The 17,143-nt window shown below is 43.0% G+C and carries 13 protein-coding genes and 4 tRNA genes; 5 read left to right on the top strand and 12 right to left on the bottom strand.

The genetic code is table 11. The annotated features are described in order from the left end of the window. The first annotated feature begins 464 nt into the window (after positions 1–464). Complete coding sequence (locus AC1DV1_RS09050) at positions 465–2,141, top strand: hypothetical protein (RefSeq protein WP_477357787.1); 1,677 nt, start codon at positions 465–467, stop codon at positions 2,139–2,141. 211 nt (positions 2,142–2,352) lie between these two features. On the opposite strand, the gene AC1DV1_RS09045 is transcribed toward AC1DV1_RS09050, so the two are convergent. The 8 genes from AC1DV1_RS09045 to AC1DV1_RS09010 all read right to left on the bottom strand — a co-directional run bounded on the left by AC1DV1_RS09045 (position 2,353) and on the right by AC1DV1_RS09010 (position 5,444). Further along, complete coding sequence (locus tag AC1DV1_RS09045) at positions 2,353–2,805, bottom strand: cold-shock protein (protein WP_477357784.1); 453 nt, start codon at positions 2,803–2,805, stop codon at positions 2,353–2,355. 300 nt (positions 2,806–3,105) lie between these two features. Next, complete coding sequence (locus tag AC1DV1_RS09040; RefSeq protein ID WP_477357781.1) at positions 3,106–3,573, bottom strand: hypothetical protein; 468 nt, start codon at positions 3,571–3,573, stop codon at positions 3,106–3,108. 280 nt (positions 3,574–3,853) lie between these two features. Beyond that, positions 3,854–3,926: transfer RNA gene (locus AC1DV1_RS09035), tRNA-Gly, on the bottom strand. Between the two features lie 95 nt (positions 3,927–4,021). Next, on the bottom strand, positions 4,022–4,294 hold the full coding sequence (locus tag AC1DV1_RS09030; protein ID WP_477357778.1) for a GIY-YIG nuclease family protein: 273 nt from the start codon (positions 4,292–4,294) through the stop codon (positions 4,022–4,024). A 91-nt stretch (positions 4,295–4,385) separates the two neighbouring features. Further along, positions 4,386–4,458, bottom strand: a tRNA-Gly gene (locus tag AC1DV1_RS09025). A 54-nt stretch (positions 4,459–4,512) separates the two neighbouring features. Beyond that, positions 4,513–4,597 (bottom strand) — tRNA-Leu (locus AC1DV1_RS09020). A gap of 179 nt (positions 4,598–4,776) precedes the next feature. Beyond that, positions 4,777–4,849 (bottom strand) — tRNA-Gly (locus AC1DV1_RS09015). A gap of 112 nt (positions 4,850–4,961) precedes the next feature. Further along, positions 4,962–5,444: a regulatory protein RecX gene (locus tag AC1DV1_RS09010; protein WP_477357775.1), complete on the bottom strand. Its 483-nt coding sequence runs from the start codon at positions 5,442–5,444 to the stop codon at positions 4,962–4,964. 61 nt (positions 5,445–5,505) lie between these two features. Here AC1DV1_RS09010 and AC1DV1_RS09005 point away from each other — a divergent pair, with 61 nt between their 5' ends. Together AC1DV1_RS09005 and AC1DV1_RS09000 are read left to right on the top strand one after the other, a co-directional pair. Then, the gene (locus tag AC1DV1_RS09005; protein ID WP_477357772.1) at positions 5,506–7,971 is read left to right on the top strand and encodes a bifunctional UDP-N-acetylmuramoyl-tripeptide:D-alanyl-D-alanine ligase/alanine racemase; all 2,466 of its coding nucleotides are present in this window, start codon (positions 5,506–5,508) and stop codon (positions 7,969–7,971) included. A 594-nt stretch (positions 7,972–8,565) separates the two neighbouring features. Further along, positions 8,566–9,159 carry a DUF502 domain-containing protein gene (locus AC1DV1_RS09000; protein WP_477357770.1) on the top strand — a complete coding sequence of 198 codons (594 nt, stop codon included), beginning with the start codon at positions 8,566–8,568 and terminating at the stop codon, positions 9,157–9,159. A 315-nt stretch (positions 9,160–9,474) separates the two neighbouring features. On the opposite strand, the gene AC1DV1_RS08995 is transcribed toward AC1DV1_RS09000, so the two are convergent. From AC1DV1_RS08995 to AC1DV1_RS08985, 3 genes are all read right to left on the bottom strand, one after another. Then, on the bottom strand, positions 9,475–10,722 hold the full coding sequence (locus AC1DV1_RS08995) for a TCR/Tet family MFS transporter (RefSeq protein ID WP_477357767.1): 1,248 nt from the start codon (positions 10,720–10,722) through the stop codon (positions 9,475–9,477). 81 nt (positions 10,723–10,803) lie between these two features. Further along, a complete protein-coding gene (locus AC1DV1_RS08990) occupies positions 10,804–11,322 on the bottom strand; it encodes a 3'-5' exoribonuclease domain-containing protein (RefSeq protein ID WP_477357764.1) in 519 nt (172 codons plus the stop codon). 127 nt (positions 11,323–11,449) lie between these two features. Next, a complete protein-coding gene (locus tag AC1DV1_RS08985) occupies positions 11,450–12,670 on the bottom strand; it encodes a TCR/Tet family MFS transporter (RefSeq protein WP_477357761.1) in 1,221 nt (406 codons plus the stop codon). Positions 12,671–12,864: 194 nt separating this feature from the next. Between AC1DV1_RS08985 and AC1DV1_RS08980 the strand changes: the two genes are divergently transcribed. Together AC1DV1_RS08980 and AC1DV1_RS08975 are read left to right on the top strand one after the other, a co-directional pair. Then, complete coding sequence (locus AC1DV1_RS08980) at positions 12,865–14,049, top strand: acetyltransferase domain-containing protein (protein WP_477357758.1); 1,185 nt, start codon at positions 12,865–12,867, stop codon at positions 14,047–14,049. A 116-nt stretch (positions 14,050–14,165) separates the two neighbouring features. Next, positions 14,166–16,118, top strand: coding sequence for a redoxin domain-containing protein (locus AC1DV1_RS08975; RefSeq protein ID WP_477357755.1), 1,953 nt, complete (start codon positions 14,166–14,168; stop codon positions 16,116–16,118). Between the two features lie 169 nt (positions 16,119–16,287). On the opposite strand, the gene AC1DV1_RS08970 is transcribed toward AC1DV1_RS08975, so the two are convergent. After that, a complete protein-coding gene (locus AC1DV1_RS08970) occupies positions 16,288–16,995 on the bottom strand; it encodes an LOG family protein (RefSeq protein ID WP_090649563.1) in 708 nt (235 codons plus the stop codon). Positions 16,996–17,143 lie beyond the last annotated feature (148 nt).

Here is a 17,143-nt window from a genome sequence, read left to right as displayed (position 1 = left end):
GCCGTTGACTAAAGTTAACGGCAATAATATTTATGTGATACATAAATAACCTAAATCAAAGTCAACCAACTTCGCAGAGGTCAAAAAGCTGCACAGATATTTCTATATATTAAAACACGTCTTCATAAATTCAGAATTATATTTTACAGGCATATTAATATGGAAATTAATTACAGACTGAAACGTCTTAATATCTCGTTCTGATTGTCCGTGCAATATATTTATCTAAATATCAAATAGTTGAATTGCTATTCTGGTCTGAATTCTATACGTTAAGCGATAATTAATCTTTTATTAATCGCCCCAGGCTTACTTTATAAGCAACCAATAATATCAGCGAAAATTTCACAAAATCTACTAAACAAATTAATCTGCAGCTATGAAAAGGAAACTCTTTGTACCTCCGTAGTGGGTACGCAGCTCCGTCGTTTAACCAATTATTAATTTTTTAATATCAATCCTTTATGACTTTTAAGAAAACCAATCTTATCTTGATGATAGCTTGCACGGCTGTCATCATCAGCTGTTCCAAAAATAAACTTAGCGCCCCAGCTACAACTCCGGATGGAAAAACAACCAAGCTTAAAACCTCGGCTTCTGCCGCCGGCGACGTTGTTGGTAAAGTGATAGTAGGCTACCAGGGCTGGTTTGCTGCACCTGGCGATGGTTCGCCCCTTAATACCTGGTGGCACTACGCTTCCGGCGACCCCTTTGGTGTGCCAACACCAACCAATGCCAGCATTATATCCTGGCCAGATGTTCGCGAGTATACCAGCACCTACACGGCATCCAATTTTGGCAACCTGGGCAATGGTCAGCCGGCCAAATTGTTTTCTTCGTTCAACGATCAAACAGTAAACACCCATTTTTTATGGATGCAACAAAACAACATCGACGGAGCTGCCTTACAACGCTTTAACCCTAACGGGCAGGAAGGGCCAATCCGCGATGCTATTACCGCTAAAGTTAAAACAGCAGCAGAAACCTACGGGCGTAAATTTTACATTATGTATGATGTGGGCGGCTGGACTAACATGCAATCGGAAATTAAAACAGACTGGACCAACAAAATGGCGGCCTATACCTCATCATCGGCTTACGCTAAGCAAAATGGTAAGCCTGTTGTGTGTATATGGGGCTTCGGTTTCAATGATACCAACCATCCCTGGTCGGCGGCGGTATGTCTTGATGTTATTAACTGGTTTAAAGCCCAGGGCTGCTATATCATTGGCGGCGTGCCTGCTTATTGGCGCGATACAAATAGTACCGAAGTTAGGCCAGGCTTTTTGGCGACATATAACGCCTTGAACATGATTTCGCCCTGGATGATTGGGAAGATTTCAAATACCTCGGAAGCCGATGGTTTTTACACCGACCATAATGTTGGCGATCAGTCTTATTGTAACGCCAATGGTATTGATTACCAGCCATGCGTTTTACCCGGCGATTTGCAAAAACACCAAAGAGTTCATGGCGATTTTATGTGGAGGCAATTTTATAACATGGTAAGGCTGGGCGCCCAGGGCATTTACATCTCCATGTTTGATGAATACAACGAAGGCAATCAGATTGCCAAAACAACCGAAACATCGGCCTATACGCCCGCTGGTTTGGGCTTTTTTTCGTTGGATGAAGACGGCACGGCTTGCTCTGCAGATTATTATTTACGCCTTACAGGCGATGGCGGCAAGATGCTGAAAGGCCAGATTGGGCTTACGGCTACACGCCCTACGCTACCGGTGGTATCGGGCAGTGTTCCTGCACCCATAGGGCAAACAATTACCATTAAGGGAAACAATAATCTTTATGTAAGCAGTGAAAACGGTACGCAGGCAATGAATTGTAACCGTACTACGGCACAGGGCTGGGAGCAATTTACCATTGTTGATGCTGGCGGAGGCAAGGTTGCCTTGATGAGCCAGGGTAAATATGTGTCTTCTGAAAACGGTACCCAGGCTATAAATTGCAACCGCACGTCGATTGGGGCCTGGGAACAATTTGACTGGGTAAACAACGGGAACGGCACATTTTCGCTGAGAGGAAACAACGCGAAATATGTTTCGAGCGAAAATGGTACCCAGGCTATGACCTGTAATCGCACCGCTGCCCAGACTTACGAATCGTTCCGCGTAAATCAATAGATATCTTAACGCAATTGAGTTTTTAAACTATTTTAGATGGCCGGCATATCGATAGCCGGCCATTTATTTAGACACCGATATCAGGAAGAAAGCTTTTTAAAACCGCTTCCGTAACCGAAAGGCGATACCTTAATTCCCGGTTTTTAGCCATTTTAACAAATGGCTATTGGAATGTCCAATGTTTTCGGAAATTAATGACCGCGAATGACGACTATTGCTTTTTTACTTTAATTGCATTCAAACCCTTGGCTCCCTGCTCGGTTTCAAATGTTACCTTATCGTTTTCCTGGATTGCTTCTGTAAGGCCGTTAGCATGTACAAAAATACTTTCCTGGCTTAGCAGGTCTTTGATAAATCCATAGCCTTTAGAATCATTATAGAAGGCAACCACGCCTTTACGCACCGGATCGGCAGGTGCAAGGTTTTCCTGTTTGGGTACGCCAATCTGGATATCCTCTGCTATAATCTTTTTCTTTTTAGCCGGATCGGGTGGGGTAGAGGTGATATTGCCATTCTCATCGATATAGGCCATCATATCTTCCAGTCCTTTTCCTTTACCTGAATTTGCTTTCCTTTCTTCAGCTTTATCTTTCTTATCCAGTTGCTTTTTAAACTTTTTCTTTTCTCTTTCTTTTTTACTAAATGTTTCTACTGATCTACCCATAAATTTAATATACGAAAAAACAGGGACATATGTGACATTTTTCTTGGGATTTGAAAAATATTTTTTTTTACCCGGATGCTGCCTGTTTTAAAGTAAGGTAACCGGAGATCGGTAGTACTTGGTTTCGGCGTACGACTATGGCTAAAGCCCCGGGCGCGATGGTTACATTGATCCGGTCACTTTAACCTGGATCGCTGAGTTTAGTCTATTTGTTTCGCGCTATTGAATTATTACAGGTGAATCTCAACGCATAAAAGTCTAATTTCGCAGCGTTGGCCGAGTTCAAAGCACTGCAAAAGACTATGTATTCCTGCTTGCTGCTTGTTGCTTATGTTTTCGTCGTGGAACCGGCACAACTTTGCAGCAATTGCCATCTTTGTCAAGTTGCTTGTTCGGAGGTAAGTATAATCCGTTTGTTTTTATGTCCTCGTTTCTTGTTAGCGTATTATCCGGATGGATTTTTCCTTCACGTATTTCGTAGTAAGCCGATGGTATATAATACATCGAATCGGGATTAACATACGCTTCCGTTAAATCCCTGCCCCCAAATTCCAGGTATCCATCATTGTCATAATCTTTAATAGGTGAAATAATGGCGTCAACCAGCAAAGTGGCTTTTGTGGGCGTGATTAAAAATACGTTTAAGCGGTCAACATTGGGGTTGCCAGCCATCGCGATAAACAACAAAACAGAACCATGATCTTCTATTAAGCGATTGGCCTTGCTTTCATAAAGTACGTCGTCGGCGTACCGTATTTTAAGTATCATTTTATTATCGTAAAGAATTTGCCGCCCGACCACTTTGATTGTATGGCCTGCCAATGTTTTAAAGCTTAATGTATTTTTTAGAGGTAACCGAAATGCAGAGAGCGTAACAACGGCGATTGCTAAAACTAAAATGTACTTGTAGTTCATGTTACGTGCAAAATAGGTACTTATTTTGACATCACCTAACTTTTAGACTGACCCCTTGATCCCTTATTTTTCGTCTCCGGCGATCAGAAACTGGCCATAAAAAAACCCCTCTTTTTGCAGAAGGGCTTTAATGAGCGAAAGACGAGATTCGAACTCGCGACCCCGACCTTGGCAAGGTCGTGCTCTACCAACTGAGCTACTTTCGCATTGGTATAGGCTCTCATTTATAACAAAACCCGATACGCCAGTATCAGGTTTTGTACTCAGAGCCCCGATCAAATCGGGGCACTCCGTTTACGGGCTACCCGATTAAATCTGAGGCGGGTTTATTAAATTTCAAGATTAAATTTTCGATAAATACCCGGCTCTTCATCGATTTTATATACAACTCTCTTGAGTTTGCTTCTGATTTTGTGTCGAAAGGTTCATAACTCATTACAACCCATGGTCCTTTGTTTTTGGTGGCTGTTACTTTCCCCGAATTATGTCGTTCCAACCTCTCTTCAAGATTTGAGGTATGACCAACATAATATCGTCCGCTTTTAATTGATTTTAAAATGTAGGTATAAAACATGAGGTAAACATAACAACTGATCCATTTTTTCACCAATGGCCTCCCAAATTGGTCATAAAAAAACCCCTCTTTTTACAGAAGGGCTTTAATGAGCGAAAGACGAGATTCGAACTCGCGACCCCGACCTTGGCAAGGTCGTGCTCTACCAACTGAGCTACTTTCGCGTTGATATAGGCTCTCATTTATAACAAAACCCGATACGCCAGTATCAGGTTTTGTACTCAGAGCGGGAATCGAACCCGCACTCCGTTTACGGGAACAGGATTTTAAGTCCTGCGTGTCTACCAGTTCCACCATCTGAGCAGGTGTGTTTGCCTTTTTGTTTACCACTTGGGCTGTGCCTGTACTCAATGTCGGACTAGAACCCGCATTTTAGTTTGCGGGAACCCCGATTGAAATCGGGGCGTGTCTACCAGTTCCACCATCTGAGCAGGTGATTAACCTTCAAAAATAAAACCCTTCTTTTTGATGGAAGGGCTTTGAGCGAAAGACGAGATTCGAACTCGCGACCCCGACCTTGGCAAGGTCGTGCTCTACCAACTGAGCTACTTTCGCATTGGTATTCTCCTGCTTTGAGGAAGCTGTGTGCCTATCTCGTTTGCGGGAGTGCAAATATAGACAGAATTGGATGTTCTGCAAGGGAAAATTTCACTTTTTTTAAAATAGTTTATAAGTGGTTGACTTTCAAAACATCTGCAACCAGGTCTGCCTCGTACCCGCGCCCCATAGCGTACTGTTGCAGCTTGTAACGGCGCTTTAGTTCATTTTTCTCGCTTATGGTGCCTGCTTTTTTTTCCAATAGCCTGGTTAAGGCTGTAAAATAATCGTCGGCATCAATGGTTAACAGCGCTTTTTTTATCAGTACATCGGGCACGCGTTTTAGTTTAAGGCCTTGTTTTATTTTTACGCGGCCCCATGCTTTCTGGCTAAACTTGCCTTTGGCGTATGCTTTGGCAAAGCGCTCTTCGTTTAAAAAATTACCTTGTATCAGTTCGCTTATCACCTGCTCAATGGCATCGGGCCATAAGCCCCATTCGTAAAGTTTGTCGCGCACCTCTTGTTGCGATCGTTCCTGGTAGGCGCAATAACTTTCGGCCTTCGCCAGGGCTATTTTGGGATCGGTTATCTTAATTTTTTTAGGGCCATCCATTGGCAGTCAAAATTCGTCAAAAAATATGCTATAGTTAAATTAATATGCCCAAATTCGTACCATGCTTAACAACCAGTACCAGATAACCGAAGTTAAACAGATCATTAACGCGGGTGGCAACATTGTAAAAGAATACATCATCAGTGCGCTTTTTACCGATAGCCGCCGTTTAAATAACGCTGCCGAAGGCTTGTTTTTTGCGCTGAGCGGCAGGCGTAACGGGCACGAGTTTGTTGCCGGCGCTTACGCAGCTGGTGTACGTAATTTTGTGGTGGAGCATGGCCCCGAATTTAACTTACCCGAGGCCAATTTTTTAATAGTAGCCGATCCCTTGGCTGCCTTGCAGGCTTTGGCCGCCTACCATCGTGGCCGGTTTAACCTGCAGGTAATAGGCATAACCGGCAGTAACGGTAAAACTATTGTAAAGGAGTGGTTATACCAGCTGCTTGCCGCCGATAAAAATATTGTACGTAATCCTAAAAGCTATAACTCGCAAATAGGGGTGCCGCTTTCGGTGTGGCAAATAAATAGCCGCAATGATCTGGGTATTTTTGAGGCCGGGATATCAACCATAAACGAAATGGAAAAGCTGGAGGCTATTATTAAACCCCAGGTAGGTGTGCTTACCCACATTGGTACCGCGCATGACGAAGGTTTTGCCAACAGGCGGGAGAAGGTTTTGGAGAAGCTTGAACTATTTAAAAACAGCCAAAAACTAATTTGTAATTACGACCTGCTGATAGATTTTCGGGCAGATATGCAGGCCAAAGAAGCATTTACCTGGAGCCGTAAATTTAACCAGGCCGACTTGTACGTCTTTAGCGGGACGGTGATCTCCAAAAATTATTACCTGCGCGCTTACTACAAAAAGCAGGAGATTGAATGCCTGGTGCCCTTTACCGACGAGGCATCTGTAGAAAATGCTATTGTTTGCTGGGCTACTATGCTGGCCCTTGGGTATAGTGCTGTTGAGGCTGATAAACGTATTGAACGCCTGGTGCCGGTGAGCATGCGCCTTGAATTAAAAAACGGCATAAACAATTGTTCGGTGATTGATGACTCGTATAACTCCGATCTGCAATCATTGGAAATTGCGCTTAATTTTTTAGGACAGCAAAATCAACATCAGAAAAAAACACTCATCCTGTCAGATATCTACCAGTCGGGGCTGCCGCAGGATGTGCTTTATCAGCAGGTTGCCGATTTGGTAGCTGGTAAAAAGGTGGATAAATTTATTGGTGTTGGCGAAGCTTTGGTAAGCCATCGGGATTACTTTAATGTAGAGGAACATCATTTTTTTAATGATACTGCAGCAATGCTACAACATCTGAAGCAGCTTGATTTTAAAGATGAAACCATCCTGATCAAAGGCTCGCGTAGTTTTGAATTTGAACGGATAAGCCGTGCATTGGCTCAGAAAGCGCATGAAACCATTTTAGAGATTAATCTGAATACCTTGTTGAGTAATCTTGATTTTTATAAATCTAAACTGAAACCAGGTGTAAAAGTGATGGCGATGGTAAAAGCCTTTAGCTATGGCAGCGGCACCTTTGAGGTAGCCAATATGCTGCAATACAATAAGGTAGATTACCTGGCAGTTGCCTATATTGACGAAGGCGCTGCATTAAGGCAGGCCGGCATCAATCTGCCTATCATGGTATTGAACCCAGAAGCTTCGGCATTTGATAAGCTGACGGAGTACAAACTGGAGCCAGTGATTTATAGCTTTGGTTTGCTGGATGATTTTGTGAGCTATGCAAAGGGGCGCAACATATCAAGCTATCCTGTAAACATCAAAATAGACACAGGGATGCATAGGCTGGGTTTCGAAAATCACGAAATTGATACGCTTTGCGATATGTTGGAAGCCAACAGGTATGTGCGTGTACAATCTGTTTTTTCGCACCTGGCAGCAAGCGAGGCCAGTAAACATGATGAGTTTACCAAAACACAAATAAAACGTTTTGAAAAAGCATTTAAGGAGATTGAACGCTCATTGGGTTATACCGTTATTAAACACCTGTGCAATACCGCTGGCATTATCCGGTGGCCATCGGCACAGTACGATATGGTTCGGCTGGGCATCGGCTTATATGGCATCGATTCGGCAGTGCCTGCATCAAACAGGGCGTTACAGCCCATTGCCAGCTTAAAAACAAGCGTGGCACAGGTAAAAAAAATAAAAGCAGGAGATACCATCAGCTACAGCCGCAGCGGTAAGCTGGCTAAAGACGGTAAAATTGCCACCGTGCGTATTGGTTATGCCGATGGCTATTTGCGGGCATTTGGCAATGGCGTAGGTAAAATGCTGGTAAAAGGAACCCTGGTGCCAACGGTGGGTAACATTACCATGGATATGTGTATGCTGGATGTAAGTGGCCTTGATGTACACGAGGGCGATGAGGTAGTTATATTTGACGAACAGCACCAGCGGATTGAGGAGCTTGCAGCCCAGATAGGCACCATCCCGTATGAAATGTTAACTAATGTTTCGCAGCGGGTAAAAAGGGTGTATTTTTACGAGTAGTTTTTTAGATGTTAAACTATAACAATTTTGCTATTCGACCCGCCGGGCAGCTTGGAACTTTAGGAGCCGTGAGGATTCAACATTAGACATCTGAAAGGCATTTTAATAGAAGTTGGCTGTAATAAACCGGTTTAGCAATTATTAATGGGTAACTTTCCTAAATACCCATGTTAATCGACTTTATTATGTCAAACATCAACAATCACGATAAAAAAGATATTCATTGCCCAACGTGTAACACAATTTCACATCACAGAACGCCAAGAGGAGAAATTTTTAAATTACTGTTTTTCTGGTTACCGGTTCAAAGGTTTAGATGTTACCAATGTATGCGGAAATTTTATATTTGGAGTTAAAATCTCTAAAGTTTTTTAGCAAGGTTTTGTCAATTCAACGGGGAGAGGTACGTGTAAAGTACCAGTGATGCTTTTTTAAATGGACAAGAATTCATTTGCCGACCTGTGCCACGTAAACTTACACACTTTGACTACAATAACATATCCCGGGGGCAGAAGCGCTGGAACGTACCCGTTATTTTATTTTTTTGCCAATTTAAAAGGGTGTATTTTTACAAGCAGGAAATTTCAGGGGCTTATGAACAATTTTGTACGGGTTTTAATCAGGTATTTTGCAAAAGGGCTGTTGGTAGTAGTACCTATTGGCGCAGCAATTTTTTTGATGTACTGGGGCGTATCAACAATTGATAAGGCGTTGAATTTGAGTGACCTGTTGGTTGATAAAACGGGCAAGCACCTTTACATCCCGGGCCTTGGGATACTGAATGTGATTGTGGTGATCATGATTGCCGGCATTTTAGTTACCAATGTAATAACCGACCCGATAAAACGCTGGTTTAAGCGCTGGTTTAACCGTTTACCCATCTTCGCGTTCTTGTATTCATCTATAAAAGACCTTACCGAGGCCTTTGTGGGTGAGGAAAAAAAGTTTAACGAACCGGTTTTGGTAGAGGTAAATGAGTTTGGGCTGAAAAAAATTGGGTTTCTCGTTCAAAAAGATCTTGCTGTTTTAGGACTGCCCGGCGAAGTTGCCGTATATTTCCCTTACTCATACTCGTTTGCCGGCCAGGTTATTATTATAGATGCCGGTAAAGTAAAACCCATTGATAAAAGCGCTGCCGATATGATGAAGTTTGTAATATCGGGCGGTGTAAGCGGTTTAGATCATTAATGTTACATCAATCCTGAAATGACAAATAGGATTTAGCCGAAACCGCGATGTTCTAAGGCAAAGGATGACAAATTCCGACTTTGAACTTACAGGGTAAACCCATCTAAATATTTCTTATGACCAACACCTGGAACAAATATTGTTATGCGCTTAAATCGCATAACACCTCAGTTTAGTGTTAACCATGTGTAAATAATAAATAATTGATTGTCAGGTATTTACAAAAATATTGCCCGAAATGTGTTAAGTTATGTTAACCCAATTTAGATGCTTTTGCCCTGTTAGAACGTACGACCAAGTACTCTTGGCTTAACACTAAACTGCTTTTACCTTTTTAGGAACGGGTACCTTTTTAAAACTCTTTACAGCCAGGAAAGCACTGGTGAGCATTAATACAGCACCCAATATATAAGGTGCGCCCGGGAAATAAGCCGTGGTATCTTTATGGGTGAACAAGTGAAAAACCGAACTCATCAGCAGCGGGCCTATGATAACAGCTACGCTGGTTAAACTGGTTAACGACCCTTGCAGCTCGCCCTGTTCTTTTGCAGATACTGTCCCGGTAATTAACCCTTGTAAGGCCGGACCCGAAATTCCGCCCAGGCAGTAAGGTACCATGTAAACATATACCATCCAACCGTGGCTGGCAAAGGCAATTAGCACCAGGCCAAGCGCGTAAAACAACAGGCCTGCTACAATATTTTTTTCCTGCCCAAACTTAGGGATGGTATACCTGATAAGGCCGCCCTGTATGGCAACCAGCACAACGCCAATAAATACCCCAAGGTACCCGATGCTAATCTGAGTCCATTGAAATTTCTCAATCAAGAAGAAAGCTAAAACATATTCCACGGCCTTTTGGGCTACATAAACCAGGGCAAAGGCACCAACCAGGCCGGCCAGGGCAGGGTAGCGGTTAAGGCTGCGTAATGAACTTATGGGGTTTGATTTTCTCCATTCAAATTTACGGCGGTTTTCAGGCGCTAATGATTCGGGGAGTACAAAATAGCCGTAAGCTGCATTAACCAGTGCAAAGGCGGCGGCGGCCATAAATGGCAACCTCACGCTGATCTCGCCCAGGAAACTACCCATAGCCAGCCCTACAATAAACCCCACACCCGATGCTGCGCCTACCAATCCAAAATTTGCCGCCCGGTTTTTGCCGGTACTCACATCGGCAATGTAGGCCGTGGCTGTACTGGTGCTGGCGCCGGTGATGCCAGCTATTACGCGGCCAACAAAAAGCCAGGCTATGGTAGGGGCAAAGGCCATGAAAATATAATCTATCCCAAAACCAAGTAATGAACTAAGCAGGATGGGACGCCGGCCATACCTGTCGCTCAGGTTACCTACAACCGACGAGAAAAGGAATTGCATAGAGGCATAGGTAAAAGTTAAGTAACCACTATACTGCGCGGCGGTACTTACATCAACATGGCCCAGGTTTTCGAGCAGTTTGGGCATTACCGGGATAGTAACCGCTAAACCAAGCACATCAATAAACAGCGTAACAAATATAAAGCCGAGCGCTGCCGACTGCTTCTTCTGAGGTTTTTTAGTCATTAATTTGATAAAGGTTTATTCGCTGTAAAAGTTTTCAAGATATTAATTTTGGCGAATATATAACCTATCCTATTATGTTATCTATAATTTAATCTTTAATTCGTGTTCGCGTTTTAGGGTGAGCAAGGCCTCGGCGTTTCCTTTTGCATCGTCAACCGGGTGATGGGTATGCGCTGTTTTGCGCAGGTGTTTAAAGTTTTTGAACATATCTTTAACCATACCTTTATACAGGCTGCCCAGGTTTTGCGAACTGAATCCAAATGGATTTTTACCCGTAAAGTGATGAAAATACCAGCAGATGAACATCCAATCGAACCCGTTATTGTCGCTGATGAAAATAGGTTGATCTTTACAAACAGTTTTTATCCAGGTTGCAAAATTGGCCATAACCGTGGCCGGGTCATCAAATGATAAAACTTCTTCGCGCGTATGGCCCGAAACAGCCAGCGCTTCGGGAATATAATTTTCAGATATCGGTTTTAATTGTCCGTAAAAAGTTTTATCGAGGCCGTCTTGTACAAGTACAGCGCCGAAAGAGATCATAGAAAAGTCGCCCGGAATTGGGCCGTCACTTTCTATATCTACCATAATATAAGCCATTGTTGTTTACTAATAATGTTATTGTTTGCCTTTTAAGGCGTGTCAAGCTTTAATTTAGCAATAATAAGGGACACTTACAATAGCGAGTTGAAATTTGAGGCCGCAAAATGATATCGTCAGTTTATTTTTACTTCTTTTTAAAACTCCTGATAGCCAGCAGGGCGGCCAATAGCATTAGTATAGCGCCCAAAATAAACGGAGCCCCCGGTAAATACAGGTGATTTTTAAAGTTGGTAAAATAGTAAAACAAGGTGGTCATTATCCATGGGCCAAATATCGAGCTTAAGCTCATGAGGCTGGTTAGACCGCCTTGCAGTTCGCCCTGCTCATTGGCTGGCACCTGGTTGCTCATTAAGCCTTGTAAGGCAGGCCCGGCAATACCGCCCAGTGCGTATGGTATCATAAATACAAACATCATCCAGGTATGGGTGGCAATTGCAAATAATATCAGCCCTGTGCTGTACAGCAAAAGGCCCATCCATATACTGCGCTCCAAACCCAGCTTGGGTAATGTTACCCGTATTAAACCGCCCTGAACCATAGCTATCATCAAGCCAATAAAACCTAATGAATAGCCTACTATATCTTCGCTCCAGTTAAATTTCAGGATGGTATAAAATGTCCACACGCTTTGTACAGATTGTGCCGCAAAATACACCAGGAACAGCGAGGCGGCGAGACCTATTACCGATGGGTATTTTTTTAGCTGTAATAGCGATCCCAACGGATTGGCGCGTTTCCAATCAAAGGGACGGCGGTGGTCTAACGACAGCGATTCTGGTAAGATAAAGAAGCCATAAGCCGCATTTAGTAACGCTAAACCGGCTGCCGCAAAAAATGGATAATGAACATTCCATTTTCCTAAAATACCGCCCAGTACCGGGCCAATAATAAAGCCGATGCCAAAAGCAACCCCTATCATCCCAAAGTTTTGCGCGCGTTTTTCGGGAGTGCTAATATCTGCGATATAGGCCGAGGCGGTTGTAAAACTTGCGCCCGTTATACCAGCTATGGTACGGCCCACAAACAGCCAGCCTATTGATGGTGCAAACGCAAGAAAAAGATAATCGATGCCGAATCCCAACAGGGATGATAACAATACCGGCCGGCGGCCATATTTATCGCTCAGGTTGCCAATCACCGGCGAAAACAGGAATTGCATTACCGAATAGGCCAGCAGCATAAGCCCGGAATATAAAGACGCCTGGCTAACGGTGCCGTGTATTAATTTCTCTATCAGTTTAGGCATTACGGGTATAATGATACCAAAGCCGATAACATCTATCAGCATGGTAACAAAAATAAAGCCCAATGCGGCCTGTGGCTTAAGTTTGACAGGTTTATCCATAAACCGCAAAATAATCATAAAATGTTATCGGCGGATATTAACTTTAAAAATCATTTGAATGTCTAAAATCGTCGCCTCATTGTTTTTTATTCCGAAAATTTAAAAAAAATAGGCAATTTGCAGCTTAAATATCCATCACTGGAAACCTAAAGCCCGATAACCCAACAGATCGGCCTGAACACTTAACAATTGAAATGACAACTACAATTAAAAACAGGATAACATCGATTGATTTTCTTCGTGGTACCATCATGATTATTATGGCGCTTGACCATGTGCGCGATTACCTGTATAAAGGCTCGTTTTTATTTGATCCGCTTGACTTGGATAAAACATTTGGCATATTGTTTTTTACCCGTTGGATAACCCATTTTTGCGCGCCCATTTTCATGCTGCTGGCAGGCACCTCGGCATTTTTAATGAGTCGCAAGAAAACCAAAAATGAGCTGTCTGTTTTCCTGGTAAAACGTGGCCTTTGGCTGGTATTCCTGGAGTTGGTGGTAGTTAACTTCGGCTGGAACTTTAATATCGCTTTCCCGATGTTGCTGTTTATTACCATATGGGCCCTGGGGATAAGTATGATTGTACTTGCCGCATTAATCCATCTGCCTAAAACCGCTATTCTTGTTCTTAGCCTCGTAGTTATATTCGGGCATAATTTATTGGATGGCGTGCACGTGGCCGGTAATAATATAGCCGGTTTTGGCTGGGCCTTCCTTCATGACCAGCGTCCGTTTTTCTGGGGGCATGAAATACTTTTAGTAGGTTATCCTATAGTTCCGCTGGTGGCAATTATGCCATTGGGTTATTGCCTGGGGCAATTGTTTACCCCGGAGTACGGCGTGGAAAAACGCAGGAAAACTTTATTTATCATTGGCGCTGCTTCCCTGGTATTATTTGTAGTAATCAGGTATCTTAACGTATACGGCGATCCTGTTAAATGGACCGTGCAGAAGGATGCATTTTTTACCTTCCTGTCGTTTATCAAAGTAAATAAATACCCGCCTTCGTTGCTGTATATTTTATTGACAGTGGGCTCGGCTTTGCTGTTCCTGGCCTTTACAGAAAAGCTGCAGAATGCTGTTGTCAGGGTAGTATCTGTGTACGGCAGGGTACCCATGTTTTACTATATTATCCATATCTACATTATTCACCTCATAGCCCTTGTTGCATCCGCCGTTACGCCTGGTCAGAACTGGAAAATCTGGGTACTTGATCAGCCTATCTGGTTTACTACATCGCTTAAAGGCTACGGGTTTTCGCTGCCGGTTGCTTACCTGGTTTGGATAGTTATTGTTATAGGCTTGTACCCGTTGTGTAAGCGGTACGATGCCTATAAACAGGCGCATAAAGAAAAATGGTGGCTGAGTTATTTGTAGCAAATACCATAAGCGTAATTTGGTACTATAATGAATGTTATTTATAGTTAATAAATGTTAACCGCTTTCTTTTTTGGTAAATAATAGTATTATTTTAGGGGTAAAATAATTTACCTATGAAATATCGCAAACTGCTGCTGGTTTTGCCTGCTATGCTGGCGCTGCAAAACATTTATGCGCAAAACAATCATCTTACTTTGTCGGCTCAGTTTCCGGCTGCCGCCGAAAAAATAAAATTAACCTATAACCCTGCCGGAACCGCCGTTGACGGGAAGAAGGATATCGTAGCCGAAGTTTATTTTATTGATGGCAAAGATAACCCCGTTGCCGATGTAACCCTAAAAGCCAGCGGCGCTTTGTTAACCGGCGATTTTACTGTGCCCGCACCTGCAAAAGCCTTTTTTGTAAAGCTGTACAGCGGCGAGGCCATTGATAATAATGCCGATAAAGGGTACCTGTTTTTTGTTTATCAAAACGGGAAGCCTATACAAGGTGCTTATGAAGCGGAGGCGTTTGTTTTAAGCAGCGGCGTTGGCGTACGATTTGGCGGTATAAAAGCCGATAACGACAAGGCCCTTGAATTGTTTAAAAAAGAAGATGAGGTGTATCCTAAAGGCGAGCGTCTTTTTAATATCCAATACTATTCTATACTGGCTAAGAAAAAAGATCCGCAAACTGTCGCTTTGGTAAACGCTAAAATAAAAACGCTGGAGAAAAGCAATGACGAGAAAGACCTGGTGCTGGCAACAAACATACTCAACTGGACAAAGCAGTCGGCATCAGCCGATTCGATGGTGGCGGTGATCAAAAAACGATTCCCCGAAGGTACAACGGCAAAAAATGATGCCGCTGTAGAGGTTTACAAAATAGCGGACCTAAGCAAAAAGGATTCGGCTTACAATGCCTATATCGCCAAATATCCACCCAAGCCAGAAGATAAAATTCAGGCGCTTGATTACGTCAGGACCCAGTTGGCTTCTGGTTATCTCAAAAAAGGTGATATGGTGGCCTTTAAGAAATATGCCGCCCTGGTAAAAAACAAAACTGTTTTAGCAGCAGAGTTTAATAATACGGCCTACGAGTGGGCCAAGGCCGGTAACAAACTGGAAGAAGCGGATAACTTATCCAGGCAATCATTGGATATCATGGCCGAAAGTGCTAAAAACCCGGTTTCTGGGGCTTATACCTCGGCAAAAACAGTGGCTAAACGTAGCCAGGAATCTTATGATATGTATGCCGATACCTATGCTTTTATTTTATATAAAGAAAAGAAGTATGATGAGGCTTTAAAATATCAAAAAGCTGTGTACGCAACCAATACCTACAACGATCCTGAAATAAACGAACATTACGTGTTGATACTGAATGCCCTTGGTAAATATGCCGAATCGCAACAAGTAATTGAAGGCGCTTTAAAAGCCGGCAAAGGATCAGATGTTTTAAAAAATGAGTTGAAAACCGATTATATGAAGTTGAAAGGCAGCCAGGCAGGGTACGATGAATATCTTGCTTCCCTCATCAATTTTGCCAGGAATAAAAAACGCGCTGAACTGGCCAAGCAAATGATTAACCAACCCGCATTGCCCTTTGCTTTAAAAGATTTTGAAGGCAACACCGTATCATTGGCCAGCCTGAAAGGCAAAGTGGTTATTGTTGATTTTTGGGCAACCTGGTGCGGCCCTTGTAAAGCATCGTTCCCTGGTATGCAAACTGCTGTAAACAATTTTAAGGACGATGCAGATGTGAAATTTTTATTTGTTGATACCTGGGAAAACGGCGATAACTATGCCGACGGTGTAAAGAAGTTTATCGCCGATAAAAAGTACAGTTTTTATGTGCTGATGGACGAAAAAGGTGCCGATGGTCGCCAATCAAAGGTGGTAACGCAATTTGGTGTTGATGGTATCCCTACCAAGTTTATCATCGACAAAAACGGAAATATCCGCTTTAAAGTTGTAGGCTTTGATGGCTCGGCCGACGGATTGGTTGATGAAGTTACCGCCATGATTGATATGGCTAAGGAGCCTGCCGCTGCTGTAGGTGTAGCCCCTAAGGAGAGCATGAAATAATTCCTTTCCATAGAATAATCATCGGGTAAAATCTGAAAGAAAACGTTATGACGTTCAACGGATATGGTTAAACAAATGTTCTGAACTACGTCGCAATGACGGCGAGGATAACTGAAAAAAAATGCCGCCCTGAACCAAGGCGGCATTTTTTTTTGCGAATAAAACATCTTTAAAAATTCGGCTTCAACACATATTTGTTGTAGAAACGGGTAATATGGTCAACTGCTTCTTCGGCGGTATCAACTACGCGGTAAAGCATCAGGTCATCGGGGTTGATGTTGTGCTGATCGGCTAACATTTTTTCTTCTATCCAGCTAAACAAGCCTTTCCAGTAATCAACACCCACAAAAATAATAGGGAAGCGCGCAATTTTACCGGTTTGGATTAACGTCATGGCCTCAAAGGACTCATCCATGGTACCAAAGCCACCCGGCAAAATGATGAAGCCTTGCGAGTATTTCATAAACATTACCTTGCGGATAAAAAAGTAATCAAACTCCATGATCTTATCCCTGTCGATATATTTATTGTGGAACTGCTCAAACGGCAGTTCGATATTTAAACCTACCGATTTGCCACCTGCTTCGTAAGCGCCTTTGTTGGCTGCCTCCATGATACCTGGTCCGCCGCCCGATATTACGCCATAACCATGCTCGGTAAGCAGGCGGGCAGCTTCTTCGGCCAATTGGTAATACTTGTTATCGTTATGGGTACGTGCCGATCCGAAGATGGATACACATGGGCCAATTTTGGCCAGTTTTTCAAAGCCGTCAACAAATTCGGCCATTATTTTAAATATCTGCCAGGAGTCTGTAACCTTTATTTCCTGCCAGTTTTTGTTTTCAAATGCTTGTCTTATTTTATCGTCTCCGGTCATATCCTTTGTTTTTTATTAGTCCGGAAGTCCGAAAGTCGGGAAGTCCGGAAGTAGTTATTGTTTAGTCCGGAAGTCGGGAAAGTCCGAAATTCTGGATGTGTTATTAGTACATTAAAGTTGTTAATTATGTTTTGTTGTTGATTCTCTT

The organism is Mucilaginibacter sp. P4_D1 (genome assembly GCF_056401935.1).
Note: the sequence above shows the minus strand (reverse complement) of the source record. Positions and strands in the feature narration are given on the sequence as shown.